This window comes from Corynebacterium lactis RW2-5 (assembly GCF_001274895.1).
In the GTDB taxonomy this organism is placed as follows: Bacteria; Actinomycetota; Actinomycetes; order Mycobacteriales; family Mycobacteriaceae; genus Corynebacterium; species Corynebacterium lactis.
This window is the reverse complement of the sequence record NZ_CP006841.1, coordinates 1,435,326-1,458,586: the sequence shown is the minus strand read 5'-3', so window position 1 is coordinate 1,458,586 and position 23,261 is coordinate 1,435,326. Positions and strand designations below refer to the sequence as shown.

Sequence of the window (23,261 nt, the reverse complement as noted above, 5' to 3'; positions counted from 1 at the left end):
GCCCTAGAGAACATCATCGAAGTCGCTGACCGGCCTCGAGCGGAAGTCCGTTGTCGGTGCCGGGGCTTCCGGCTTGGGGCTCGGAGGGCGCGAATTGCGGGTCGGCCGCGTCTGCGGGCGTGCCGACGCGACCGGCGCGGGGCTCGCCACCGGGGCCGCACTCGCCTGCATCGAACCGCTGGGCGAAACGCCTACAGACGACGGCGCCTGAATAGAGCCGGGGGCGTCGATTCCGCCGTATTCGCCGATTGCTCCCGGCGCGGAAATTGGACCGGAGCCCTGCTCATCGTCCACGTCCAGCCAATCCGGGCGCTCGCGCTTGCGGCGGCGGTCATTGAGGCGGCAAAACTGGATGGCCAACTCCATCAGCAGAGTTAGGGCGACTGCCATAGCGACCATCGAGTACGGCTCCTGGCCAGGAGTCATAAACGCAGAGAAGATGAATAGCAGCAGGATGATGATTCTGCGCTTGTCCTTGATCATCTCGTAGGAAACTACCCCAGCCATGTTCAACATCACGACGAAGAGGGGAAGCTCGAAGCTAACTCCGAAAATGATGATGAGAGCGAGAATAAAACCGAAATACTCAGAGCCGGTGAGCGCGGAAATCTGTGCGGAATCGCCGATCTGCATCAGGAACTGGAGGCCAACGGCGACGACGACGTAAGCCAGCACAGCACCGAGCACGAACAGGATGCCCGCGACGAAGGCTACCGCCAGTGTGGTGCGCTTTTCCTTCCGGACCAGGCCAGGGGTGACGAAGGCCCAGATTTGGTACAGCCACCAAGGAGATGAAAGCACCAGACCCGCCAGAGCGCCGACCTTCATTCGGAGCAGGAACATCTCGAACGGACTAGTCGCCAGTAGGCGGCATTCGCCGGTCTCCCCGCCCAGGCGCATTTCGGGAGGCAGGGCACAGTACGGATCCTTCAGAATCTCGCCCAAGGACATGAACGACATAGGTCCGACGCTCGAGGACGTAAACGGGATTGGCACAGGGCCAATCTTGAAGGACGCCTGGTACCAGATGAATCCAAGCACGGTGCCGACGGCGATACCGGCGAATGCGAGCATGAGGCGATACCTCAGCTCCTGAATATGCTGGACAATAGTCATCACGCCCTCAGGGTTGCGCTTGCGCTTTCGCGCCCGCCTTTGAACCCGAGGACGTGATGAAGTGGGATTAGCTGAAGTCACGCTTCAACCGGCCTTCGCTTACTGCTGCGGCTGGCCAGGATTGTTCTGGCCAGGCTGCGGGTACTGCTGCGGCTGGGCCTGGGGCGCAGGCTGCTGAACCGGCTGTGCCTGCGGAGCCTGGGGGTACTCGGTGTACTGCTGCGGCTGAATCGGCTGAGCCGGCTGTGCCTGCGGGGCCTGCTGGATAGCGGCCTGCTCGCGCTGCTCATCATCGTTGCGCATTTCCTTGACCTCAGACTTGAAGATGCGCATGGAGCGGCCGAGCGAACGAGCGGCGTCCGGGAGCTTCTTCGCGCCGAACAAAAGGACGACGACGACCAGGATTGCAATGATTTCCCAAGGGCCTAGGTTTGGCATTCGCTTAGAGACCTTTCAGATGATTTCGGTTAGCTGTCTAGACCATACTCCGCCAACGCGGCGCTGGCCCGTTCGACAACAGCATTTCGTAACTCTACCGGTTCGATGACGGTCACGCTCGGAGACCTGCGCAAAACAAAAGCAACAGTCGCATCCGTATTCGACATGGGAATATCGGCAGCGAAGAATTCGGGCGAATCAGCGTCTGTCCCGGTGGAGGCATCGCCCGCTTCCTCGAGGAAGTACACCGGCTCGTAGTCGGCAATCCACGTGGCCTCTGCGGCGATTTTCGCGCGTGCCCAACGATTTTCGTCTTCGTCAGCGCCGAAAGCATGGGGGTCTCTCGGGTCGACGGACACGTCCGGGTAGTAGCCGGCAGACTGATCCGTCACCTCCGCTGCGACAATGCGGTCGGCTCGGAAGCTTTTGACCGATTGCTTCTCATCGTCGCGGTCTACCGCTTTAAGGTAGGTGGTTTGCTCGACTTTCATCGTCGCCAGGACGTCAATGACACGCTGCGATTCCACTCCGGAGGCATTGCGGTACTGGATTTTCAGCGCCTTTTTCTCGCGCAGAGCCTCTCGCACGGCGGCCGCGTAGGCGAAGCTGTGTAGCGCTGATTCAGCAACGGTGTCCACAATAGCAGTCGTTCCCCGCACTACCCTGCGCAGCTTGTCTGCGGCAGATCGCGCCACAGCAGAGCCTTCGCCGTCGGAGGATGCCTCGATGGACTCCATCACGAGGAGCAGCGTCGTAGCCTCCAGCGCGGATAGTTTCAGCGGCGTCGACAACAACCCGACGCTTGAGAGAAGCTGCTTATCGAACGCTCCCGATTCTTTGATTCTGAAGGCCGGCGTGCCATACGTTCCCGGAACATCCATCAGGGCCAGTTGGTCCAAAATCTCGAGGATCCGATTCGCCGGAATCGAAAGCTCCATCGCAGCCTCCATAATCGAGCGGGACCGCGCGAAATAAGGGACGACCGCGAGGAACTCCTCGATGGTGACGTTTTTGCCCAAGGACTTCAAAGAATTTTTAGGAGCCATCGCTATTACCGCCCATCGACTCGTCGGTGCCCAATTTCCGGCGATCGTCGCCGACTTTGTGCAGGGCAATCACTTCGCGAAGCCGCTGGACAATCTTGTCTCGCGCCTTCTTCGGGGACTCGACGACAAGATCAGGCGCATTGGTCAGCCCCAGTCGCACAATCTCGTCGACTGTCAGGGGGTCGAGTTCGTATCTGCCACCTCCCAGCGGGCGGGAGCGGGAAACCACATCGCGGCAGGAACCCTCGCGAATCCGCACCACAGCGGAGAAAGTTTCCGCGTTGCGGACGAGCATCCTCTCCGCCATCTCCTGCAGATCGTCCTTTGGAATCGGGATGGTGGCGCCAGAGCGGGTGTCGACCACCTCGCTGATGCGGCTAAATCTGAACAGCCTCGCCCCTACTCGCTCCGGGTCGTACCCCAGCAGGTAGAAGCGTCCCCGAATGTTGATGATTCTCCAAGGTTCAAGCGTCCTGCGCTCGTCCGCCACACCATATTGGCGCGAGTACCAAAACTCGACGGTAGTCCGGGGCGGGGTCAGGGCTCCGAGGAGCGTTGCCAGCTGCGCGCGATTGAGCTCCAGCTTATCGGATATCACCATCGACTCGCCGGGCTTGGCCACCTTCTCTCGCCTGCTTAACGACGCAATTTTACTCCACCCGGTCAATGCGGCGGCGTGCAATTCGTCGCTAGTGAATACCGCATTTGCGGCCTCGAACAGCACTGCCAACTCATCGTCGGAGAGTCCAGGGTCAGTCTGGGCCCAGTGCTCGTGTCGCAACCTCAAGGTACGGGATTTTCCACTTCCGGACTCCTCGATGCTCATCCCCAGGTCGCGAAGCACATTTATGTCGCGGCGCAGGTAACGCTCGGCTGTTTCGGATTTTTGACGCATGTACCCGGCGACGTTGCCGAGGATCCATTCGAAGCGGCGACCCTGGGGCTCGTCGGCAAGCGAAAGAAGGAGATGGATCAGGCGAGAATCCTCCGTCGACCCCGGTGAATTCGGGGAAGGCTGGAGGGGGCCACTGGGCGATTGTGTCACAGCGTATAAATCCTTTCTGAAGAGGTGGCCTAGCCCTCCTGAGAGCCTTCACTCAGGGTGGCGATCATCTCGGTGACCTCCGAGTTGTCGGTGGCGAAGGGGTCACCCAGCATGACCGACTGCGGGTTGTCGCCGGCGATTTTCAAGTGTGTCCAGTCGACGACGGTCTTAAGGCCCGCTGCGTGGGCCGCCTCGCAATGAGCCGCGGCGAGAAAATCACCGCGCAGCTTTGCGCGAGTAGTCTGCGGGGCGCGATCCACGGCGGCTTCGATGTCGGCATCGGTGATCCAGCGGGATACCGCACCACGTGCCTCCAGCGCGCGGAAGATGCCGCGTCCCGGACGAATGTCGTGGTAGGCCAGGTCGATCTGGGCCAGCTTCGGGTTCTCCAGGGTAAGACCGCGGTCAAGGTAGCGCTTGATCAGCGAGTACTTAATCGCCCAGTCGATGTCGCGCTCGATGAGGCTCCAGTCGCCGGAGTCCACGGCGGTCAGCGTGCGCTCCCACAGCTCGACAATGCGCGCCATCTCCGCGTTCGGGGTTCCAGCACCCGAGATACCCTTGTCGGCGTTGTCGGTGGTCTCCTCGCGAACCTCGAGCCACTTCTTCGCGGCTGTCAGGAATGCGTACTGGATCTCGAGGGCTGTGGCGGTCCCGCCGTCTCTCAGCGGAATCTCGGCGCGCCCGGTCATGTCGCGGCTGACCGCACGGATCGACTTAATCTCGTTGGCGACCTCGAAGTCCGGCAGCTCCACCCCGGCCTCGATCATCTCGAGCACCAGCTGCGTGGAGCCAATCTTCAGCGCGGTGGTCGTCTCGCTCATATTTGAGTCGCCCACAATCACGTGCAAGCGGCGGAATCGGTTGGAGTCCGCGTGTGGTTCATCGCGCGTATTGATAATCGGGCGCGACCGCGTCGTCGCGCTGGACACGCCTTCCCACACGTGATCGGCGCGCTGCGAAAAGCAGTACTGCACCGGATCGTTGTGGTACGGCGAGGTTGGGTACGGCAGGAAAATCTTGCCCGCACCACAAATCAGCTGGCGAGTGACAAGGAACGGCAGCAGCAGCTTCGACAGGGACTTCAGGCCCAACTCGCGGCCGACCAGGTAGTTTTCGTGGCAACCGTAGGAATTGCCCACAGTGTCCACGTTATTTTTCAGCAGGTACAGTTTGCCGCCGATGCCCTCGTCGGCAAGCGCGGCCTCGGCGGTGACGGCGAGCCGGTCCAGGATGACCTCGCCCGCGCGGTCGTGGGCGACTAGCTGGGAGACGCTATCGCACTCAGCGGTGGCGAACTCCGGGTGGCTGCCCACATCCAGGTAGAGGCGGCCGGCGTTCGGGGTAAAGATGTTCGTTGCCCCGTACTTCGCGATGACCGGGCGGAACATGTACCGCGCAATCTCGTCGGGCCCGAGCCGGCGCGAACCGTTGAGCGTCAGCGTGATGCCGAATTCTGTCTCAATACCGGTAATACGTCTGGTCAGGGCCTGCTGTGCTGTCCCCTGCTGCTCTGACACGTCTTACTGGCCGCCCTTCTGGACGTAGGAGCGGACGAACTCCTCGGCGTTGTTCTCGAGGAGGCCGTCGATCTCGTCGAGCAGGTCGTCGGCTGCCGCGACGTGCTCCTGGGCCTGACCGCCACCGGAGAGCTCGTCGAATTCCTCGCCTTCTCCGCCGCCGGATCCGCCGCCGAATACCTGGGTGTTGCCTGCCATTAGTGTGCTCCTTTAATTCCAGTTGTTTTTCACGTCTATGCTACTGGCCGACCGCGACTACTGACCGACCGCGCCGAGCCCGCGCAGGTGCTCGACGACCTCGACGATGGTTCCCGCAGACTCCAAAACCTCGCCGCACTCGTCGCGCGTGAGGCGGTCGACCTCGTCTAAAGTGATGCGCACCAGCTCAACGCCGGGTGCCTCCACGTCGCGGGTTTCTCGGTAGACCCCGGAGACGTCCACGATGAGGCTCGTCCAGCTACCCGCGATGACGTCTTTGCCGAAGCGCCTGATAATCCCGCCCCGCAAATAAGCCCGCGTCGACTCAGGCGCGAATTCCACCGCATGTGCAATCTGGTCGTCAGTGGTCAACCGCTCCATCGAGCCGCGGCGTACCAGCGCGTGGTAGAGCCCGCGCGCCGGATCGATGTCCGAGTACTGGATATCAATCAGCGCTAGCTTCGGGTGGTCCCAACCGGCGCCCATCCGCGCCCGCAGCCCCTCCATGAGGTTGAACTTTGCCACCCAATCCAGCAGGTGGCCGGCCTTGCGGGGATCGTCGGAAAGCAGGTCGAGGACTTCTCGCCAGCGCTTGACGACGGCACCATCGGCGTCGTAGCCCTCGACCCGGCGCAAGTACTCGTACTGGATCTCGACGGCGGACATCCAGGTGACATGGTCATCCAGCTGCAGTTTCTCGGTGCAGGTCAAATCACGGGAGACCTGGTGGACCGCCTCGACCGGGTTGCGCAGTTTCAGGTCGTCAAAACGTACGCCGTCCTCGATGGCGTCGAGCACTAGGCCCGTGGTGCCAATCTTGAGGAAGGTGGCGACCTCACTCATGTTCGCATCACCGATGATGACGTGGAGGCGTCGGAAAGCCTCGGAGGCGTGCGGCTCGTCGCGGGTGTTAATGATGCCGCGGTTGAGCGTGGTCTCCAGGGAGACTTCTGTTTCGATGTAGTCGGCGCGCTGGGAAATCTGGAATCCCGGAGTCTGCCCCTTCTGCCCCAGTCCGACGCGACCGGCACCGGTGAATACCTGGCGGGTCACGAAGAACGGTGTGAGACCCGCGACGATATCGTCGAATTCGGTGTCGCGGGAGAATAGGTAGTTCTCGTGGGTGCCGTAGGAGGCGCCCTTGCCGTCGACGTTATTGCGGTAGATTTTTAGGTTTGGGCCCGGGTTACCTTCGTCGTCGGTGGCGGCTGCGGCGAGCTGGACCGCCCGCAGCATGATTTCGTCACCGGCGCGGTCGGCGATGACCGCCTCCAGTGCCGACGACGTCTCCGGTGCCGAGTACTCCGGGTGCGCGTGGTCGACGTAGAAACGCGCGCCGTTTTGGACCAGCAAGTTCGCGGCGCCCACTGCGTTCGGGTCGATTACGGGGGCCTGGTGGTAACGGCGCAAATCGAACCCGCGGCTATCGCGCAGTGGTGACTCGGGGGCGTAGTCCCAGCGGATGCGGCCCGATAGGCTCTCCTCCTGCGCGTGGGCGAAGGCGATGACCGCCTGCGTCGAAGTCAGAATTGGGCTGACGTTCGGGTCGTCCGGGCAGGAGATTCCGTATTCGACCTCGGTGCCGAAGTAGCGTTTGGACCCCTGCTGTAGTCCCTGTTGTGGGCCTTGCTGTGAGACTTGCGAATTAGCGTTAGACATGGCGGACCACCTCCACGGAGATAACGCGCGAGGTCGGGCGACCGGAAATGCGCGCCCACTCATCCGGGTTGGAAGTGTTCGGCAGATCCTCGTTCTGCGCGAACTCCTCGGCGACCGCGGCGAGCAGGTGCTCCTCGCGGATACCGCCTTCGCCGCCAGCGATGACGGACTTAATCGCGGCCTTCTTCGCACGGTCGACGATGTTGGAAATCATCGCGCCCGAGTTGAAATCACGGTAGTACATCGTCTCCACGGTGCCGTCGACGTAGTGTACGCGCACGTACTCGTTTTCCGGGCTTGCCTGGTACATCCGCTCCACAACGCTGTCGATCAGGTGGGACACAGTGGCCTCTACCCCGCCGCACTTGTCGACCTCGGCCGCGTGGTACGGCAGCGCCGACGTCAGGTACTTGCCGAAGATATCCTTCGCCGCGGCCTCGTTCGGTCGCTCGATGCGGATCTTCACATCCAGGCGGCCCGGGCGCAAAATCGCGGGGTCAATCATCTCCTCGCGGTTGGTAGCACCAATGACGATGACGTTCTCCAGCCCCTCCACGCCGTCGAGCTCGCTGAGCAGCTGCGGGACCACGGTGTTTTCCATATCCGAGCTAATGCCCGAGCCACGGGTGCGGAAAATCGAGTCCATCTCGTCGAAGAATACGATGACCGGCTTGCCCTCCTCCGCAATGTCGCGGGCGCGGTCGAAAATCAGGCGAATCTGCCGCTCCGTCTCGCCCACGAACTTATTCAGCAACTCCGGGCCCTTGACATTCAAGAAGTACGACTGTGCCCGCGAGGCTTCTGCTTCCGATTTGCCCCGGTTCAGCGCAATCTTGCGGGCCAGCGAATTCGCCACTGCCTTCGCAATCAGCGTCTTACCATTGCCGGGAGGACCATAGAGGAGCACGCCCTTCGGCGGGCGCAGGTCGTACTGTTCGAACAGCTCCGGCTGCAGGAAGGGCATTTCCACTGCGTCGTGAATCTGTTCAATCTGGCTATCCAGGCCACCAATGTCCGTGTAGGTGACATCCGGTACCTCTTCCAGAACCAGGTTCTCCACCTCGGACTTTGGAATCACCTCGAACGCATAGCCCGACTTGCGGTCAATCATCACAGAGTCACCCGGCTTCGGCGCCAGTGAGCCCGCCAGCGACACCACGAACTCCTCGCCGTGGGTATCCGAGGCCAGCACGCGCTTCTTATCCGGCAGCACCTCGCGTACATTCGCCAGGTCACCGCTGACCGGATAGCCGCAATCTTCCACAATGATTGAGCCCTCATTCAGACGCACTTGCGCGCCGGGCGCCAGTTGATGCACGTCAATCTCAGGCTGCACCCTCAGTCGCATCCGACGATTGCCGGTAAACACCTCCGCGGTGCCCTGCTCTGGACCCGCCTCGAGGAAAATGCCGTACGTACTGGGCGGCTGAAGCATCTGCTCCATGTCCTCCCGCAGCAGCTCCAGCTTGTTGCGGGAATCGCGCAGCAGCTCAACCAAGCGATTATTTCTAATGCCCAGGTTGTAGTTCTTTTGCTCCAGGTCGCGGATCTTGTCGGCGGGTGTTGTCATGCTTTACAGACTACCCACCGCCCCCCGACCCGGGCGCTGACAACCCGCGCAAAGCCCGCCGACGCGCCCTGCACTTACCCCGAAGGGCCGCTTCTTCGCTTTACGACGCTCGCCACGGCCCGGATCAAAAACCTAGAGCTTTTTCTGGTTACGGCGCTGTGGACGAGGGGGCACAGTGCCGTCGGCAAGCCTGCGGGCCCACACGAGGAAGGCCGTATGAGCCTGCATGCGGTGAGCCGGGCGGACCGAGAGGTCCTTGACGTTCCAGTCGCGGACGAGGGACTCCCAGGCGCGCGGCTCGGTGTAGCACTTCTGCTCGCGGATGCCCTCCATGACCTTCATTAGCTGCGGGACGGTGGCGACATAGACCATGAGGACGCCGCCGGGTTGAAGGACCTTCGACACGGTATCCAAGCACTCCCAGGGGGCGAGCATATCCAGGATGACGCGGTCGACCGGGCCGCCCAGCGACTCCTCGGTGGCCTCGTTGAGATCGCCCAGGCGCAGGTCCCAATTGTCCGGCTTAGCACCCATGAAGTCGATGACGTTGCGCTCGGCGTGCTCGATATGGTCCTCGCGGACCTCGTAGGAAATGAGCTTGCCGTCGGGCCCGATCGCGCGCAGCAGGTTCAGGCTGAGCGCACCGGAGCCAGCACCGGCCTCCAGGACGCGGGCGCCCGGGAAGATATCCCCCTCGACGATGATCTGGGCCGCGTCCTTCGGATAAATCACGGCCGCGCCACGGGGCATGGAAAGGATGTAATCGACCAGCAGGTGGCGCTGGGCGAGGTAGACCGTGCCCTGGCCTGACGTGACCGTAGTGCCCTCGTGTGCGCCGATCAGGTCGTCGTGAAGGATTTCACCGCGGTGGGTGAAGAACTTGCCTCCCTCCTCGAGGATGACGGTGAAGTGGCGGTTCTTCGAGTCGGTCAACTGGACTCGGTCGCCGACCTGGAATGGTCCGCTCAGTGCCATGGGCTTTTTGGCTCCTTGTGATTATTTAAGAGTCGAGGTCATCTAACCTGGCTAGTATGCCCGACAATTCCCAATCCGCTAAGTCAGACCAGAATACGGGGAGCCAGGCCGACACTCAGCCAGCGAAAAAACCCTCGAAGCTGGCCCTGTCTCCCTCTCGCGCGAACGACTACCGGCAGTGCCCGCTGAAATACCGATTCCGGGCAATCGACAAGATCCCGGAGCCGTCGACGGTCGCGCAGGTCAAGGGAACCCTGGTGCATGCGGTGCTGGAAGAGATGTATTCGTGGCCACGCGAGCAGCGCACCTACCCCGCGGCCGTGAAACGGCTGAAGCCGACCTGGGCTGTAATGTGCGCGGAGGACGACCAGATGTTTGACCTGGTGCCTGAGGACGACCTCTACGATTTCCTGGTGGAGTGCCGAGGTCTGCTCAAGGGCTACTTCATGATGGAAAATCCGGCCGGCTTCGATGCCGCCGAAATGGAAAAGTTCGTGCAGCTGGTGCTGGACCGGACGAAGGATTCCTCGCTGCCAGTATCGGTTCCGATGCGTGGCTTTATTGACCGCGTGGATATCGCCCCCACCGGTGAGGTTCGCATTGTCGACTACAAGACCGGCAAGAAGCCATCCCCGCGCTTCAGGGATGAAGCGCTGTTCCAGATGCGTTTCTATGCGTTGGTGTGGTGGCGTCTAACGGGCAAGATTCCCGAGCAACTGCGGCTGATGTATTTGAAGGTCGCTGATGACCTGGTGCTGAGCCCTTCTGCGGCGGAGCTGGAGAGCTTCCAGGCAGAGATCGCGGGGTTGTGGCAGCAAATCGTTCGCGATGGCGAGCACGGCGACTTCGTTCCGAAGAAGTCCAAACTCTGCGGTTGGTGCTCCTTCCAGGAGCTTTGCCCTGCTTATGGTGGAACGACTCCCGAGTATCCGGGCTGGCCGGGAGCTGTCGGAGATTAGCGGGTTTGCCTGCAGGCTGGTTTCGCCACTTGTTGGCGCGTTGTGGGTCTGTCCTTACCACTTGTTGGCGCGGAATCATGTTGATGCTGCGCTATAGCGCGCCCACATCATGATCGCACGCCAACCAGTGACTAAAGGCCTCAACTCAACCGGCTCCCAAGCCTCGTTACGACGTACCATCTCCTTCGTCGGTTTCCTTCGGTCAACTCCTTACAGCAGGACAGCTCCGAACGCGAAACCAAACACGACGGCAAGCGCGATACATAGTGTTCCCGGGATGATGAACGAGTGGTTGAACACGTACTTGCCAATCCTCGTGGTGCCGGTGTCATCCATCTCGACGGCCGCGAGCAAAGTCGGGTAAGTCGGCAGTACGAACAACGCTGAAACCGCAGTAAAAGATGCGACTGCCGTCAGCGGTGCCACACCGACGGCCAGTGCCGCGGGCATGATCGCCTTTGTAGTCGCTGCCTGCGAGTACAGAAGCGCTGCAGCGAAGAAAAGCACGACCGCGAGCATCCACGGCATTTGGCTCAGTAGGTCACCGGATGCGGACTTAATCTGGTCGATGTAGTGGTTGATAATCGTGGTTCCCAGCCACGCCACGCCGAGCACACAGACGCTTGCCGACATGCCGGATTTAAACACCGGAGTGTTCAAGATCGCTGCGGCGTCGAGCTTGCATACCAGCACTATTGCGGTTGCGGCGGTCAGCATAATTGCCATGATCGCCTCGTTGCGAGGAATAGTCGGATCGCTGATAAGCCCGACCTGCTCGGTGCTGATAGTCGCATAGACCATCACTGACAGAATCGAGAACAGGAAAATGCCGACCGACCATTTGCTCGATTTGGTCGGTGTGTACTCGCTCAGCTTGCCACTGGGCTTTGCGACGAGTCCCTTGGCCAGGCGTTCCTGGTACACCTCGTCGTCGGCAAGTTCCTTGCCGAGGTAATTCGTGAGGAATGCAGTGGGCAAAATTGCTAGGAAGGTCGAAGGGATAACGACGGCCAAAAGCGTTAGATAGCCCACGCCTTTGGGCTCTAGCAGAGAAGCCATGAGGACGACGGCAGCCGAAATAGGCGAAGCCGTAATTGCCATCTGTGAAGACGCGACTGCAATAGACAACGGCCGGGAAGGTCGCACCCCGCCTTCCTTCGCTACCTCGGCAATGACGGGCAGCGTGGAGAAGGCGGTGTGACCGGTGCCGGCTAGAAGCGTCATCAGGTAGGTGACAATCGGAGCCCAGTACGTGATGTGTCGAGGATTGCGGCGCAGCAGCCGCTCGGCGACGTGGACGAGATAGTCCATGCCACCGGCCTTCTGCATCGCGGCGATGGCGGCGATTACCGCCATGATGATTCCGATGACATCGAAGGGTATGTCCTCTCGGGTGACCGGTATACCGGTCATGCCGAGCAAAAGTACGCCCAGGCCACCGGCGAATCCGATGGCGATTGAACCGAGGCGCGCACCTAGAACAATCGCTCCTAGAACGATTAAGATTTGGGCAGCAACAAGCATCATTACTCCAAGTCTGCGGCAGTTTTACCTGGAATAATGCTCTTACTTTGGCTCGCCAATCTCGTCCAAACGAGTCTCGCCAGCGATGTAGCGCTTACCTCGGTACTCCGGGTGCATGAGGTTTTCGGTGCTGAGCAACTTATCTAGCTCATCTTCCTCCATCAGGCCGCGTTCCAGGATGATTTCGCGGATGGAGCGGCCGGTGCGTGCGGCTTCTTTGCCCACTACATCGCCCTCGTGGTGGCCAATCACTGGGTTGAGGTAGGTGACGATGCCAATGGAATTTTCCACGTACCCACGGCAGACCTCGGGGTTCGCAGTGATATCGACGATGCACTTATCCTTCAGCGTGTCGGTGGCGTGCTGCAGCAGCGAGATAGTCTCGAAGATGCATTCGCCAATGACTGGCTCCATCACGTTGAGCTGGAGCTGACCGGCCTCCGCTGCCCAAGTCAGGGTTACATCGTTGCCGAAAACCTTGAAGCAAGCCTGGTTGACGACCTCCGGGATGACCGGGTTGACCTTAGCCGGCATAATCGACGAGCCAGCGGCGCGCTCCGGAAGATTGATTTCGTTCAGGCCGGCGCGCGGGCCTGAGGCAAGCAGGCGGAGGTCGTTGCACATCTTGGACAGCTTCATCGCGGTGCGCTTTAGCGATGCGTGAACGCTGACGTATGCACCGGTATCGCTGGTGGCTTCAATTAAGTCCTTCGCAGAGGTGACATTGAACCCACTGACCTCGCGCAGTGCTTGCGTGACTGCCTCCCGGTAGCCGGAAGGCGCATTGACTCCCGTGCCGATTGCCGTAGCGCCCAGGTTAATTTCCAGCAGGCGATCCGAGGCACGGGTCAGGGACTCCTGCTCCTCTTCCAGATTGTTAGCGAAGGCGTGGAATGCCTGGCCCAGGGTCATTGGGACCGCGTCCTGGAGCTGCGTGCGACCCATGGTGATGATGTCGTTGAACTCGTCGCCCTTAGCATGGAGAGCCTCGACGAGGGCGTCGAAGTGCTTCTGCAGCTCAATCAGCGCCATGTGGACTGCCATGCGGAAGCCGGTCGGGTACGCATCGTTGGTGGACTGGCACTGGTTGACATCGTCGTTCGGGTTGATCACATCGTAGCGGCCCTTTTCAAAGCCCATGATTTCCAGGGCGAGGTTTGCTACAACCTCGTTGGTGTTCATGTTGACGCTAGTGCCGGCACCGCCCTGGAACACATCAATTGGGAACTGGTCCATGCAGCGGCCATTTTCCAGAATCTCGTCACAAGCCTTGATGATTGCTTCTGCAACATCGCCCGGGATGGTGTGGACGCGCTGGTTGGCGATTGCGGTTGCCTTCTTCACCATGACCATGCCCTTGATGAACTCGGGCACATCGTTGATGGTCTTTCCGGAGATTTTGTAGTTGTCAATTGCCCGGAGGGTGTGGACACCGTAGTAGGCGTCGCTCGGAACCTCCATGGAGCCGAGCAAATCAATCTCAGTGCGGGTAGTGGACATGCTTTCTCAGTACCTCCTAGTACACGGCCGGAAAAGACCGTACGAGTGTGCGGGTTTGGGTTGCCCGCTGATGGGAAACAATAATTGGTAACACTGTTTCCCTTCTTGGGTTTTCACTCGCCATGGTACGGAAAAACCCAAACCCGTCGAGATGCGTGATCTGCGGGTTTGGGTAAGTTTATGTGGATTATGTCACCGGAGTGAAGTAACCGGCATGAGTATCCGCAATTAGATACGCGCGATACGGATATCCGAAGCGAGGATAGCCTCAGCGCCAATCTTGGCGAGCTCGTCCATGAGGGGATTCGCCTCAGACTTCGGCACGAGCGCGCGTACCGCGACCCAGTCCTCGTGGGCCAACGGAGAGACGGTAGGCCCGGAAAGGCCTGGCGTCAGCTCGGTTGCCTTGTCCAGCTGCGAGGCTCGGATGTTGTAGTCAATCATCAGGTAGGTCTTGGCATGCAAAATGCCGGTCATACGGCGCAGGAATACCTGTTGCTCGTCACTGACCTCCACCCCATCGCGCCCGACGACGACCGCCTCGGACGTAATCAGTGCCTCGCCAAAAGGCTTGAGGCCCTGCTTGCGCAGCGTGCGGCCCGTCGAGACGACATCGGCAATAACGTCTGCTACGCCGAGGCGAATCGAAATCTCCACAGCGCCATCGAGGCGGATAACAGTCGCCGAGATTCCACGGTCTTTGAGGTCTTCGCGAACGAGGTTCGGGTACGAGGTGGCAATGCGCTTACCTTCGAGATCCTCGACACTCCACTCCTCATCGGCGGGAGCTGCGTAGCGGAAGGTAGACGGGCCGAAGCCGAGCTGGAGCACCTCGGCTACTGGCGCGAGTGAATCCGCCGCGAGGTCGCGGCCGGTGATGCCCAAATCCAGGTGACCATTGCCGACGTAAATCGGAATGTCTTTCGGCCGGAGGAAGAAAAACTCGATGTCGTTGGCCTCGTCATGAATTGTCAGGCGCTTGGAATCTCCGCGACCCGGGTAGCCGGCCTCCTTAAGAATTTCGACGGCGGCTTCGGAAAGGGATCCCTTGTTCGGGACGGCAATGCGCAGCATGTGTCTTAACACTCCTACAGGTACTTGTAGATGTCCTCGGGGGTTAGCCCGCGGCCGACCATGACCACCTGCAGCCAGTACATTAGCTGTGAGATCTCTTCGGCCAGAGACTCATCGGACTCGTACTCAGCGGCCAGCCAAACCTCGCCGGCCTCCTCGACGATTTTCTTGCCCTGAAAGTGGACACCTGCATCCAGCGCCTCGACAGTTCCCGACCCCTCCGGGCGGGACTGTGCCTTCTCTTTCAGTTCTGCATACAGGTCATCAAAGTTCTTCACTCGGTCTATTGTTCCATGTCGCCGAGTCACTAGCGAAAGCAGCCCGCAAAAAGTCCAGATTTGCGGTGTCGAAATTGCCCGAAACGAATAGTGCAGGGGGTGAGAGTCGGGCAATTTCGTCGTTCGTCGGCGCCACGTCCGGCATGGGATTCCACAGCGTGCGACACCCGGCGGCGAGCGCTGCACGCACGCCCGTCGCGGAATCTTCGATGGCAAGGCACTGCCCGGGCTCCCAACCTGCCAGCATTGCGCCGCGCAGGTAGGGGTCGGGTTCTGGCTTACCGTGGGCCACCTCATCGCTGCAAACGGTCGCGGTAAACTTCTCCGGCCCCATCGCATCAATGCAGGGTTGGGCCACGTGGCGGCGTGTATTCGTGACCAGCACCACGGGCACGTTCGCAGCTGCGGCCTCGGCCAGAATTTCGGGTACCCCCGGACGCCACTCAACCCCGCGTTTACGGACTAGTTCCGAAAATCTCCCCTCAAGAAATTCCGAGGCCGTGGTGAAGAGCTCGTCGTCAAGCGTGCGCTCAGCGTGAGTGGCGGCGATGGTGAGAGTGTTGCGCAGCGTGTTGCCGACGCATTGCGCGCGCAGCTGAGGGGTGAGGCGGCGACCGAGGAACTCAGAGACGTCGTAGGTGGCAATCTCCCACAGCGGCTCGGTGTTGATTAGGCTTCCGTCCATGTCCCACAGTAGTGCTTTCACATTCAGCGACTATGCCACTTCAGCGGGCTTTTCGCGATAAAGCCAGCGGGCGATATGCGCCACACGATAGAGTTTTTATTACAAAAATAATTGGCGAGTATCGGGCCCTCATCCGGGGCGGAAATAACAGGAGGAGAACTTTGGCGATCAACAACGAGGCACCAAGCTACGGAGCGCGGTCAGACGAGGCCCTACGGGACGCAGTAGATAATCCGGTCGCCTACTTTATTCCGCTCGGAAACATTGAGTCGGACGGCATCTCCTACGAGCGCTTCCTCCCCACCAGCTTCACGCACGGCGCGTGGGGTCCGTTTCAGCACGGTGCTCCCCCATCGGCTCTACTCACCCGTATGCTCGAGCGTCACGATGGCGGGCAAGAAGGCATGCGCACCACTCGAATCGCCGTGGATCTGCTCTCGGCTGTTCCCTACACAGAGCTGCGGGCGCGCTCATGGGTCTCCCGCCCGGGCCGCCAAATCTGCAAGGTAGAGGCCGAGCTGCTTGCCGACGTCAAGGGCTCCTGGCGCCCTGTTGCTTCTGCATCTGCCTGGCGAATGGCCACGTCGGATACTACGCAGGTCGAGCGCGCCTTCGATGATGAAGTCCCGGGTCCCGGAGATGCAGTTGCCGAGTCGATTCCGCTCACCGACGAATGGACCGGTGGATACATCGAATCCATCGAGGCACGCGCGGGCGAGCCCATCGGAGCTGCGGGCACGCGGTTGCACTGGGTACGCGCGCCCCATCCAATCGTTGAGGGCGAAGAGCCGACGGCTGTCGAGCGTCTAATGCAGGTCGCGGATACCGCTAACGGAATCGGGGCCACCCTCAGCCCGCACGAATGGGCGTTTATGAACACCGACCTGGTCGTGCATTTGCACAGGCTGCCCGAGCTGGCGACGACGACCGGAGCGGACGCATCCGACGACACCGGTGCGGGCTGGCTGGGAATAGCGGCTCGCGGCTCCATCGGTCCGGACGGAATCGGCATGACCGCGGGCGAACTCTACGACGCCCGCGGTCCCGTGGGACGCAGCATGCAGACCTTGCTGGTCAGGCCACAGTCCGGTTAGGCAGGGGCAGCCCCAGTGCCGCCCCGCGGTGCGTGCCCCGATGCCGAGTATCCGTAGCGGGGTTTCATGCCGGGGTAACCCGTGCCTGTTTCAACCTGCCTTCAAAGAAGACCTAGACGTTAAAATACTTCGCCTCCGGGTGGTACAGCACGAACGCGTCAGTCGACTGCTCAGGGTGTAGCTGCAACTCCTCGGAGAGCTCAACACCGATGCGCTCGGGGCGCAGCAGGTCGATCATGCCCTTTCGGAAAGTCAGATCTGGGCAGGAACCGTAGCCGAAGGAGTAACGCGCACCCCGGTACTTCAGGTCGAAGAAGTCCTTAGTGTCGTTGGAGTCCTCCGAGCCGGCGGTCGTGCCGTCGGAGAATGCGAGTTCAGAGCGAATTCGCTGGTGCCAAAACTCCGCCAGGGCCTCGGTCAGCTGAACGCCGATTCCGTGAACTTCGAGGTAGTCGCGGTATTCATTCTTGGCGTAAATCGCGTTGGCGAAATCGGCGATTGGTTGGCCCATGGTCACCAATTGGAACGGCAAAACGTCGGTCTGTCCCTTCTCGATTGCCATATCGCGCGAGCGCACGAAGTCAGCGATGCACAGGAAGCGACCGCGCTGCTGGCGGGGGAAGGTCCAGGAAACGATGGGCTCTGCGGTGGGATCGGGCTGTTGCCCCTCCTCCGGGACCGGCAGAACGTGTACGGTGTCACCCTCGGATACGGCCGGGAAGTAGCCGTAGACGACCGCTGAGTGCTGCAGGATGTTCTCGGCACGCAGGCGCTGCAGCCACGCGCGCAGGCGCGGGCGACCGTCCGACTCGACAAGCTCTTCATAAGACGGGCCCTCGCCGCCGCGGGTGCCACGCAACCCCCACTGGCCCATGAACAGGGCTCGCTCGTCGAGCGTAGTCAGGTAGTCGTTGACCGCGACCCCCTTGACGATGCGCGTACCCCAAAACGGCGGAGTAGCCACGGGAACGTCGACGGCGACGTCGGAACGCTCGGGGACTTCGGGAGCCTCGGCCGCTGCCTTGGCCGCACGCTCCGCGGCAATTCGCTTGGAACGCTCGCGTCGGGCGCGCCGGGCTTCCTTCTTCTCACGGGCGGCGATGGCCTCGGGGGAATCCTCGTCCGGTAGCTCGCCGCGCTTGGCCTTCATCAGATCGTCCATGATGCGCAGGCCCTCGAAGGCATCCTTGCCGTAGAAGACGTCGCCCTGATAAATCTCGGTCAGATCGTCCTCGACGTAAGAGCGGGTCAGAGCCGCGCCGCCGAGGAGAATCGGGAAACGCTGGGCGTCTCCGGAGGAGTTGAGCTCCTCCAGGTTCTCCTTCATGATTACCGTTGACTTCACCAGCAGGCCGGACATGCCGATTGCATCGACATCCAGCTCCTTCGCAGCGGAAAGAATCGTCGAAATCGGCTGCTTGATGCCAAGATTGTGCACGGTGTAGCCGTTATTGGACAAAATAATCTCAACCAGGTTCTTGCCGATATCGTGGACGTCGCCCTTCACGGTCGCGAGCACAATCGAGCCCTTCGAACCGGAGCCATCCTCGGCGTCCATGAACTTCTCGAGGTAACCGACGGCCGTCTTCATCGTCTCCGCAGACTGCAGCACGAAGGGGAGCTGCATCTGGCCGGAACCGAAGAGCTCGCCGACGGTCTGCATGCCGCGCAGAAGATCCTCGTTGACGATTGCCAGAGGCTCCTTTTCCTTCATGCCCTCGTCAAGATCGGCCTCGATGCCGGTGCGCTCGCCGTCGATAATGCGCTGGGCGAGCCGGTCGAACAGAGGCATCGCGGCCAGCTTCTCCGCACGGGCATCCTTGGCGTCGGCGGCGGAGACACCCTCGAAGAGGTCCATGAATACCTGCAACGGGTCGTAGGCGCCGTCCGGGTGCCCCTCGGGGCGGCGGCGGTCGTAGACCATGTCGAGCGCGACCTCGCGCTGGCGGTCCTCGATCTTGTTCATCGGCAAAATCTTAGAACTGTGCGCAATCGCAGAGTCCAGGCCCGCCTCGATGCACTCATTGAGGAACACCGAGTTCAGCACCTGGCGCGCGGCCGGGTTCAGACCGAAGGAGATGTTGGACAGGCCGAGAGTGGTGTGCACATCGGGGTGACGGGCCTTGAGCTCGCGGATAGCGTTGATTGTCTCGATGCCATCGCGACGGGTCTCCTCCTGGCCGGTGGAAATTGGGAAAGTCAGACAGTCGACGATAATGTCCTGCTCACGCAGGCCCCAAGTGCCGGTGATGTCGGCGATGAGACGCTCCGCAATCTCGACCTTCTTGTCGGTGGTACGCGCCTGTCCTTCTTCGTCGATGGACAGTGCAACAACGGCCGCACCGTGCTCGACAACAAGGCGCATAATCTTCTGATAGCGGGAATCTGGCCCGTCTCCGTCCTCGAAGTTGACGGAGTTGACCGCACAGCGTCCGCCCAGGTGCTCCAGGCCGGTGCGCAGCACCTCTGGCTCGGTGGAGTCAAGCATAATCGGCAGCGTGACGCTGGTGGCGACCTGGGAGGCAAGCGTCGCCATGTCGTCGCGGCCGTCGCGGCCGACGTAGTCGACGCACAGGTCGATCATGTGGGCGCCGTCGGTCACCTGGCCGCGGGCGATGTTGAGGCACTTCTCCCAGTCGGCGTCGAGCATTGCCCCGCGGAACGCCTTGGAACCGTTTGCGTTGGTGCGCTCGCCGATCATGGTGATACCCGTCGGCTGGGTCAGCGGGGTTGCGGCGTAGAGGGACGCGACCTCGTCGATAGGCCGGGCATCCGGGGTCTGGTATGGGCGCGTAGCCTGCACCGCGGCACCCTGTTCCTCGTACTCCCCTGCGCCCGTAATCGCGTCGCGAACCGCAGTAATGTGCTCCGGTGTGGTGCCACAGCAGCCGCCGACCATCGAAAGGCCGTATTCCTCGACGAAGTTCCGCAGCGCCTGCCCCAGCTCCGGGGCCGTTAGCGGGTAGGTCGCGCCGTTCTTACCCAGCACGGGTAGACCCGCGTTCGGCATGACGGACACCGGGATGGATGCGTGCGCCGAAAGATAGCGTAAGTGCTCACTCATCTCGTCCGGGCCGGTTGCACAGTTTAGGCCAATCATGTCGATGCCCATCGGCTCTAAAGCGGCCAGAGCGGCGCCAATCTCGGAGCCCATCAGCATCGTTCCGGTGGTCTCCACCGTCACGTGGACGACAATCGGGATAGACTTCTCGGCCTGGTGCATCGCCTCCTTGACTCCGTTAATCGCAGCCTTGACCTGCAGCAAGTCCTGGCAGGTCTCAATCAAAAACGCGTCGGCCCCGCCGGAGAGCATGCCCAGTCCTGCCTCGACGTAGGCGTCGCGAAGCTGCGCGTAGGGAGCGTGCCCCAGCGAGGGGAGCTTCGTGCCGGGCCCCAGCGAGCCGAGTACGAAGCGGCGCATTCCCTCGCGGCCCGGCCCCATTTCGTCTGCGACTTTGCGGGCGATGGCCGTGCCCTTGTGGGCGAGTTCCTGGATGCGGTCCTCAATGTCGTAATCCGCCAGGTTCGGCAGGTTGCATCCGAAGGTGTTGGTCTCCACCAGGTCCGCGCCCGCCTCGAAGTAGCGCCGGTGAATCATTTCGAGGATGTCGGGGCGAGTGTCGTTGAGGATCTCGTTGCATCCTTCATAGCCCAGGAAGTCCTTGTCCACATCGAGGTCGAAGGACTGCAGCTGGGTACCCATGGCGCCGTCGCCGATGAGGACGCGCTCGGACAGTGCCGTAAGGAACTCGGAAGAATGCTGATCAGTCATGAGTAGACACCTTAGTCTATTTATGCTGATTTATTTACATCGAGTTGCTACTGCCTCAGCGGCTAGGCCACGGTGAAATAATCCTCCACCGTAAGTTCAATATCGCTAACTCCGATCGTTGAAGCTGCCTTGTTCAGAATGCTCACAATCTGTTCGAGCTCCTCGTCGAAAATCGAGCCGCCCTGCGCGTGCTCAATCCGCGAAATCTCGGCCAGACAGTCACTGGTCGCGCCCGCCGCTAATTCATTTCGCTTGCCGACGTCTCCCTCGGCCTCAACCGCCGCTCGGTCCACGTTGGCGACAGCGGTGCGCAGCGCGGTTTCCAGTTCGTCGACGACGGAGACGTCGAAAAGCGGCTCCCAAAACTCGCGCTCCTCAGGGCGTAGATACTCGCCGGTGGCGAAGATGCGCAAGTCGGCAATCAGCTGGTCGATGTAGTCCTTGGTTGCGGCTGCGGCCGTCTTTGGATTCGTGCCAGAGTTCTCGTTGGAAGTCACGGGTGAATCTTAACGCCCAGCAGCGCGTCGAGCGCGGCGGAGACGAGATTGCCGGACGCAAGGGAGCCCTCTGCCTGTGCACTGACCGCGTAATCGGAGGTTTCGGTAGTGGTCAAAGCCGCATCTGCCCAGGTGTCGATGGCGGCTAGGACCGCCGGGGTGTCCAGATCGTCGGCAAGCGCGAGGCGGACAGCGCCGACCAGGTCAGCCGCGGCGGCGAGTTCGGCTTCGGAGGAACCGGCGGCGCAGCATGCTCGGCGCCACGTCTCGAGGCGCTGGTTGGCCTCGTCCAGGACCTCGTCCGACCAGTCGCGGTCACTGCGGTAGTGAGAGGCGAACACGCCCAGGCGGATTGCGCTGGGATCGGTGCCTGCGGCGACCAGCTTCGAGACGAAGACGAGGTTGCCGAGCGACTTGGACATCTTCACGCCGTCGAGAGCAATCATGCCAGCGTGAACATAGTGCCCCGCCATACGGGAACAGCCGTCGAGTGCGGCCTCGGCGTGTGCCGCCGAAAACTCGTGGTGTGGAAATGCCAGATCGGAGCCCCCGCCCTGAATGTCGAATCCCCCGCCCAGGCGATTGAGAGCGATAGCGGAGCATTCGATGTGCCAACCGGGGCGGCCGGCGCCGAACGGGGCTTCCCAGGAGGGCTCGCCCGGACGGGCCGCGCGCCAGAGAAGGGCGTCCAGCGGGTCCTCTTTGCCCGGGCGGTCCGGGTCGCCGCCGCGCTCGGCGAAGAACTCGGTCATCTGTTCGGCGGTGTAGTTGGATTCGTAGCCGAAGTTGCCCGTCGCATTCTTGCGGAAGTAAATGTCCGGGTACTCGTCGCCGGTCAGCTGATATGCGGCACCATTTTCCAGAAGCTTCTGGACCATCTCAACGACTTCATCGATGGCCTCCATAGCGCCGACGTAATCGCGCGGCGGGATGACCGAGAGGTTTTCCATGTCGGAGCGGAAGAGATTGATTTGGTCTGTTCCCAGCTCTCGCCAGTCGACCCCGTCGCGCTCGGCGCGCTCAAACAATGGGTCGTCGACATCGGTGATGTTCTGGACGTAATGCACTGTGTGACCGTTGTCCAGCAGCTGGCGATAAATCAGATCGAAGGTCAAATAGGTCGCGGCGTGGCCGAGATGAGTGGCGTCGTACGGCGTGATGCCACAGACGTACATCTTCGCCTCCGGTCCGGCGTGCACCTCGCCGACCTTCTGATCCGCCGTGTCGTAGAGACGCAGCGGCACGGGGCCCCGCCCACGCTTAGCTAGGAGGGCGGAAAAGCGGGAATCCCCGAGGCTGGAAACTTCTGGATCGGGCCACGAATACATACAAAATACCTAACTAGACCGCGCTCATAACGCCAAAGCCGAGCAGCGCCATAACAATCAAACCAACAGGGATACGGTAGGCGGCGAACCAGGAGAAGGAATGGTGCGCAACGAACTTCAGCAGCCATGCAATCGATGCGTAGCCGACGACGAAAGCAATCGCCGTGCCGACTAGGAGCTGTGCTCCGGAAGCGGCCTGCCCCGCTGCAGGGTCAAACGCGTCGGGAAGCGAAAAAATTCCGGCTGCGAAGACTGCAGGGATGGCCAGCAGGAAGGAGAAGCGGGTGGCCACCTCGCGGTCGAGGTTCAGGAAGAGACCTGCGGAGACGGTACCGCCGGAGCGAGACACGCCCGGGATTAGGGCCAGACACTGCGCGAGACCCATGATGATCGCGTCTTTCATGGTCAGTTCCTCGAAGTCACGCTTGCGACGGCCGTACTTCTCGGCGGCGATGAACACGAAGGAGAACAGAATCAGAACGGTCGCAGTGATCCAGAGGTTGCGCAGGTTATCGCGGATGGCGTCCTTGGCGAGAACTCCGATGATGGCGATCGGCAAGGTGCCGACGATGACCATCCAGCCCATGCGGTAATCGAAGCCGCGCGCCTCCTTGTTAAATAGGCCGGCGAACCAGCCAGTCAGGATGCGCCAGATGTCCTTAGCGAAGAAGACGAGGACCGCCAACTCGGTGCCCAACTGCACCACGGCGGTAAAGGACGCGCCCGCATCCTTGCCCCAGAGTAACTGGGAGATGATACGAAGGTGCCCGGAGGAGCTGACCGGGAGGAATTCGGTCAGTCCCTGAACGATCGACAGGATGATTGTCTGCGCCCAGGTGATGCCGATTGAGGCATCGGGCGCGGCGGCGGAAAGCGTCGTCATTGTAGTCACGGCCGTCTACGCTACTCCGCCCGGCGCCCGAGAAGCGAGCTATCTTTCCGACTCTTCGGTCACATTCGGTTGCTAGCGGCGGACGTGTTTT

20 protein-coding genes are annotated in these 23,261 nt (G+C 61.2%); 2 read left to right on the top strand and 18 right to left on the bottom strand.

Annotated features, from left to right (window positions below):
• Positions 1–3: 3 nt before the first annotated feature.
• From tatC to CLAC_RS06375, 9 genes are all read right to left on the bottom strand, one after another.
• Positions 4–1,116 (bottom strand): twin-arginine translocase subunit TatC, encoded by a 1,113-nt coding sequence (gene tatC / locus CLAC_RS06415; protein WP_053412195.1) that lies wholly within the window; start codon positions 1,114–1,116, stop codon positions 4–6.
• Positions 1,117–1,215: 99 nt separating this feature from the next.
• The gene (gene tatA, locus CLAC_RS06410; RefSeq protein WP_053412194.1) at positions 1,216–1,554 is read right to left on the bottom strand and encodes a Sec-independent protein translocase subunit TatA; all 339 of its coding nucleotides are present in this window, start codon (positions 1,552–1,554) and stop codon (positions 1,216–1,218) included.
• Positions 1,555–1,583: 29 nt separating this feature from the next.
• The gene (locus CLAC_RS06405) at positions 1,584–2,600 is read right to left on the bottom strand and encodes a WYL domain-containing protein (protein WP_053412193.1); all 1,017 of its coding nucleotides are present in this window, start codon (positions 2,598–2,600) and stop codon (positions 1,584–1,586) included.
• Positions 2,590–3,645 carry a helix-turn-helix transcriptional regulator gene (locus tag CLAC_RS06400; RefSeq protein WP_053412192.1) on the bottom strand — a complete coding sequence of 352 codons (1,056 nt, stop codon included), beginning with the start codon at positions 3,643–3,645 and terminating at the stop codon, positions 2,590–2,592. Before CLAC_RS06400 ends, CLAC_RS06405 begins: the two co-directional genes overlap by 11 nt.
• A gap of 29 nt (positions 3,646–3,674) precedes the next feature.
• Complete coding sequence (gene pafA / locus CLAC_RS06395) at positions 3,675–5,165, bottom strand: Pup--protein ligase (protein WP_053412191.1); 1,491 nt, start codon at positions 5,163–5,165, stop codon at positions 3,675–3,677.
• 3 nt (positions 5,166–5,168) lie between these two features.
• Positions 5,169–5,363: a ubiquitin-like protein Pup gene (locus tag CLAC_RS06390; protein ID WP_053412190.1), complete on the bottom strand. Its 195-nt coding sequence runs from the start codon at positions 5,361–5,363 to the stop codon at positions 5,169–5,171.
• 57 nt (positions 5,364–5,420) lie between these two features.
• Positions 5,421–7,022, bottom strand: coding sequence for a depupylase/deamidase Dop (gene dop, locus CLAC_RS06385; RefSeq protein ID WP_082313178.1), 1,602 nt, complete (start codon positions 7,020–7,022; stop codon positions 5,421–5,423).
• Positions 7,015–8,592: a proteasome ATPase gene (arc, locus tag CLAC_RS06380; protein ID WP_053412189.1), complete on the bottom strand. Its 1,578-nt coding sequence runs from the start codon at positions 8,590–8,592 to the stop codon at positions 7,015–7,017. The genes dop and arc overlap by 8 nt, the downstream gene beginning before the upstream one ends.
• Before the next feature lie 132 nt (positions 8,593–8,724).
• Positions 8,725–9,567: a tRNA (adenine-N1)-methyltransferase gene (locus CLAC_RS06375; RefSeq protein ID WP_053412188.1), complete on the bottom strand. Its 843-nt coding sequence runs from the start codon at positions 9,565–9,567 to the stop codon at positions 8,725–8,727.
• Between the two features lie 56 nt (positions 9,568–9,623).
• Here CLAC_RS06375 and CLAC_RS06370 point away from each other — a divergent pair, with 56 nt between their 5' ends.
• Positions 9,624–10,526, top strand: coding sequence for a RecB family exonuclease (locus tag CLAC_RS06370; protein ID WP_053412187.1), 903 nt, complete (start codon positions 9,624–9,626; stop codon positions 10,524–10,526).
• A gap of 210 nt (positions 10,527–10,736) precedes the next feature.
• Here CLAC_RS06370 and CLAC_RS06365 read toward each other — a convergent pair whose 3' ends face one another.
• The 5 genes from CLAC_RS06365 to CLAC_RS06345 all read right to left on the bottom strand — a co-directional run bounded on the left by CLAC_RS06365 (position 10,737) and on the right by CLAC_RS06345 (position 15,608).
• On the bottom strand, positions 10,737–12,050 hold the full coding sequence (locus CLAC_RS06365; protein WP_053413316.1) for an anaerobic C4-dicarboxylate transporter: 1,314 nt from the start codon (positions 12,048–12,050) through the stop codon (positions 10,737–10,739).
• Positions 12,051–12,092: 42 nt separating this feature from the next.
• Positions 12,093–13,550: an aspartate ammonia-lyase gene (gene aspA / locus CLAC_RS06360; protein ID WP_053412186.1), complete on the bottom strand. Its 1,458-nt coding sequence runs from the start codon at positions 13,548–13,550 to the stop codon at positions 12,093–12,095.
• Positions 13,551–13,778: 228 nt separating this feature from the next.
• Positions 13,779–14,624, bottom strand: coding sequence for an ATP phosphoribosyltransferase (gene hisG / locus CLAC_RS06355; protein WP_053412185.1), 846 nt, complete (start codon positions 14,622–14,624; stop codon positions 13,779–13,781).
• 14 nt (positions 14,625–14,638) lie between these two features.
• Positions 14,639–14,902 carry a phosphoribosyl-ATP diphosphatase gene (locus CLAC_RS06350; RefSeq protein ID WP_053412184.1) on the bottom strand — a complete coding sequence of 88 codons (264 nt, stop codon included), beginning with the start codon at positions 14,900–14,902 and terminating at the stop codon, positions 14,639–14,641.
• The gene (locus CLAC_RS06345) at positions 14,889–15,608 is read right to left on the bottom strand and encodes an HAD family hydrolase (RefSeq protein ID WP_082313176.1); all 720 of its coding nucleotides are present in this window, start codon (positions 15,606–15,608) and stop codon (positions 14,889–14,891) included. Before CLAC_RS06345 ends, CLAC_RS06350 begins: the two co-directional genes overlap by 14 nt.
• Positions 15,609–15,748: 140 nt before the next feature.
• On the opposite strand from CLAC_RS06345, the gene CLAC_RS06340 reads away from it, so the two are divergent.
• Positions 15,749–16,681 carry a thioesterase family protein gene (locus CLAC_RS06340; protein WP_245621817.1) on the top strand — a complete coding sequence of 311 codons (933 nt, stop codon included), beginning with the start codon at positions 15,749–15,751 and terminating at the stop codon, positions 16,679–16,681.
• 112 nt (positions 16,682–16,793) lie between these two features.
• Here CLAC_RS06340 and metH read toward each other — a convergent pair whose 3' ends face one another.
• The 4 genes from metH to CLAC_RS06320 all read right to left on the bottom strand — a co-directional run bounded on the left by metH (position 16,794) and on the right by CLAC_RS06320 (position 23,161).
• Positions 16,794–20,453, bottom strand: coding sequence for a methionine synthase (gene metH, locus CLAC_RS06335; RefSeq protein WP_053412182.1), 3,660 nt, complete (start codon positions 20,451–20,453; stop codon positions 16,794–16,796).
• Positions 20,454–20,515: 62 nt separating this feature from the next.
• Positions 20,516–20,950 carry a hypothetical protein gene (locus CLAC_RS06330; protein ID WP_053412181.1) on the bottom strand — a complete coding sequence of 145 codons (435 nt, stop codon included), beginning with the start codon at positions 20,948–20,950 and terminating at the stop codon, positions 20,516–20,518.
• A complete protein-coding gene (mshC, locus tag CLAC_RS06325) occupies positions 20,947–22,278 on the bottom strand; it encodes a cysteine--1-D-myo-inosityl 2-amino-2-deoxy-alpha-D-glucopyranoside ligase (RefSeq protein ID WP_053412180.1) in 1,332 nt (443 codons plus the stop codon). The genes CLAC_RS06330 and mshC overlap by 4 nt, the downstream gene beginning before the upstream one ends.
• Before the next feature lie 13 nt (positions 22,279–22,291).
• The gene (locus tag CLAC_RS06320; protein WP_053412179.1) at positions 22,292–23,161 is read right to left on the bottom strand and encodes an undecaprenyl-diphosphate phosphatase; all 870 of its coding nucleotides are present in this window, start codon (positions 23,159–23,161) and stop codon (positions 22,292–22,294) included.
• Positions 23,162–23,261: the final 100 nt, after the last annotated feature.

Coding starts and splice junctions, on each gene's coding strand:
- CLAC_RS06375 (WP_053412188.1), bottom strand. CDS start 9,567: ATGGCACTGAGCGGACCATTCCAGGTCGGCGACCGAGTCCAGTTGACC.
- mshC (WP_053412180.1), bottom strand. CDS start 22,278: ATGTATTCGTGGCCCGATCCAGAAGTTTCCAGCCTCGGGGATTCCCGC.
- CLAC_RS06370 (WP_053412187.1), top strand. CDS start 9,624: ATGCCCGACAATTCCCAATCCGCTAAGTCAGACCAGAATACGGGGAGC.
- hisG (WP_053412185.1), bottom strand. CDS start 14,624: ATGCTGCGCATTGCCGTCCCGAACAAGGGATCCCTTTCCGAAGCCGCC.
- CLAC_RS06365 (WP_053413316.1), bottom strand. CDS start 12,050: ATGCTTGTTGCTGCCCAAATCTTAATCGTTCTAGGAGCGATTGTTCTA.
- tatC (WP_053412195.1), bottom strand. CDS start 1,116: ATGACTATTGTCCAGCATATTCAGGAGCTGAGGTATCGCCTCATGCTC.
- aspA (WP_053412186.1), bottom strand. CDS start 13,550: ATGTCCACTACCCGCACTGAGATTGATTTGCTCGGCTCCATGGAGGTT.
- CLAC_RS06390 (WP_053412190.1), bottom strand. CDS start 5,363: ATGGCAGGCAACACCCAGGTATTCGGCGGCGGATCCGGCGGCGGAGAA.
- arc (WP_053412189.1), bottom strand. CDS start 8,592: ATGACAACACCCGCCGACAAGATCCGCGACCTGGAGCAAAAGAACTAC.
- CLAC_RS06320 (WP_053412179.1), bottom strand. CDS start 23,161: ATGACGACGCTTTCCGCCGCCGCGCCCGATGCCTCAATCGGCATCACC.
- dop (WP_082313178.1), bottom strand. CDS start 7,022: ATGTCTAACGCTAATTCGCAAGTCTCACAGCAAGGCCCACAACAGGGA.
- CLAC_RS06405 (WP_053412193.1), bottom strand. CDS start 2,600: ATGGCTCCTAAAAATTCTTTGAAGTCCTTGGGCAAAAACGTCACCATC.
- tatA (WP_053412194.1), bottom strand. CDS start 1,554: ATGCCAAACCTAGGCCCTTGGGAAATCATTGCAATCCTGGTCGTCGTC.
- metH (WP_053412182.1), bottom strand. CDS start 20,453: ATGACTGATCAGCATTCTTCCGAGTTCCTTACGGCACTGTCCGAGCGC.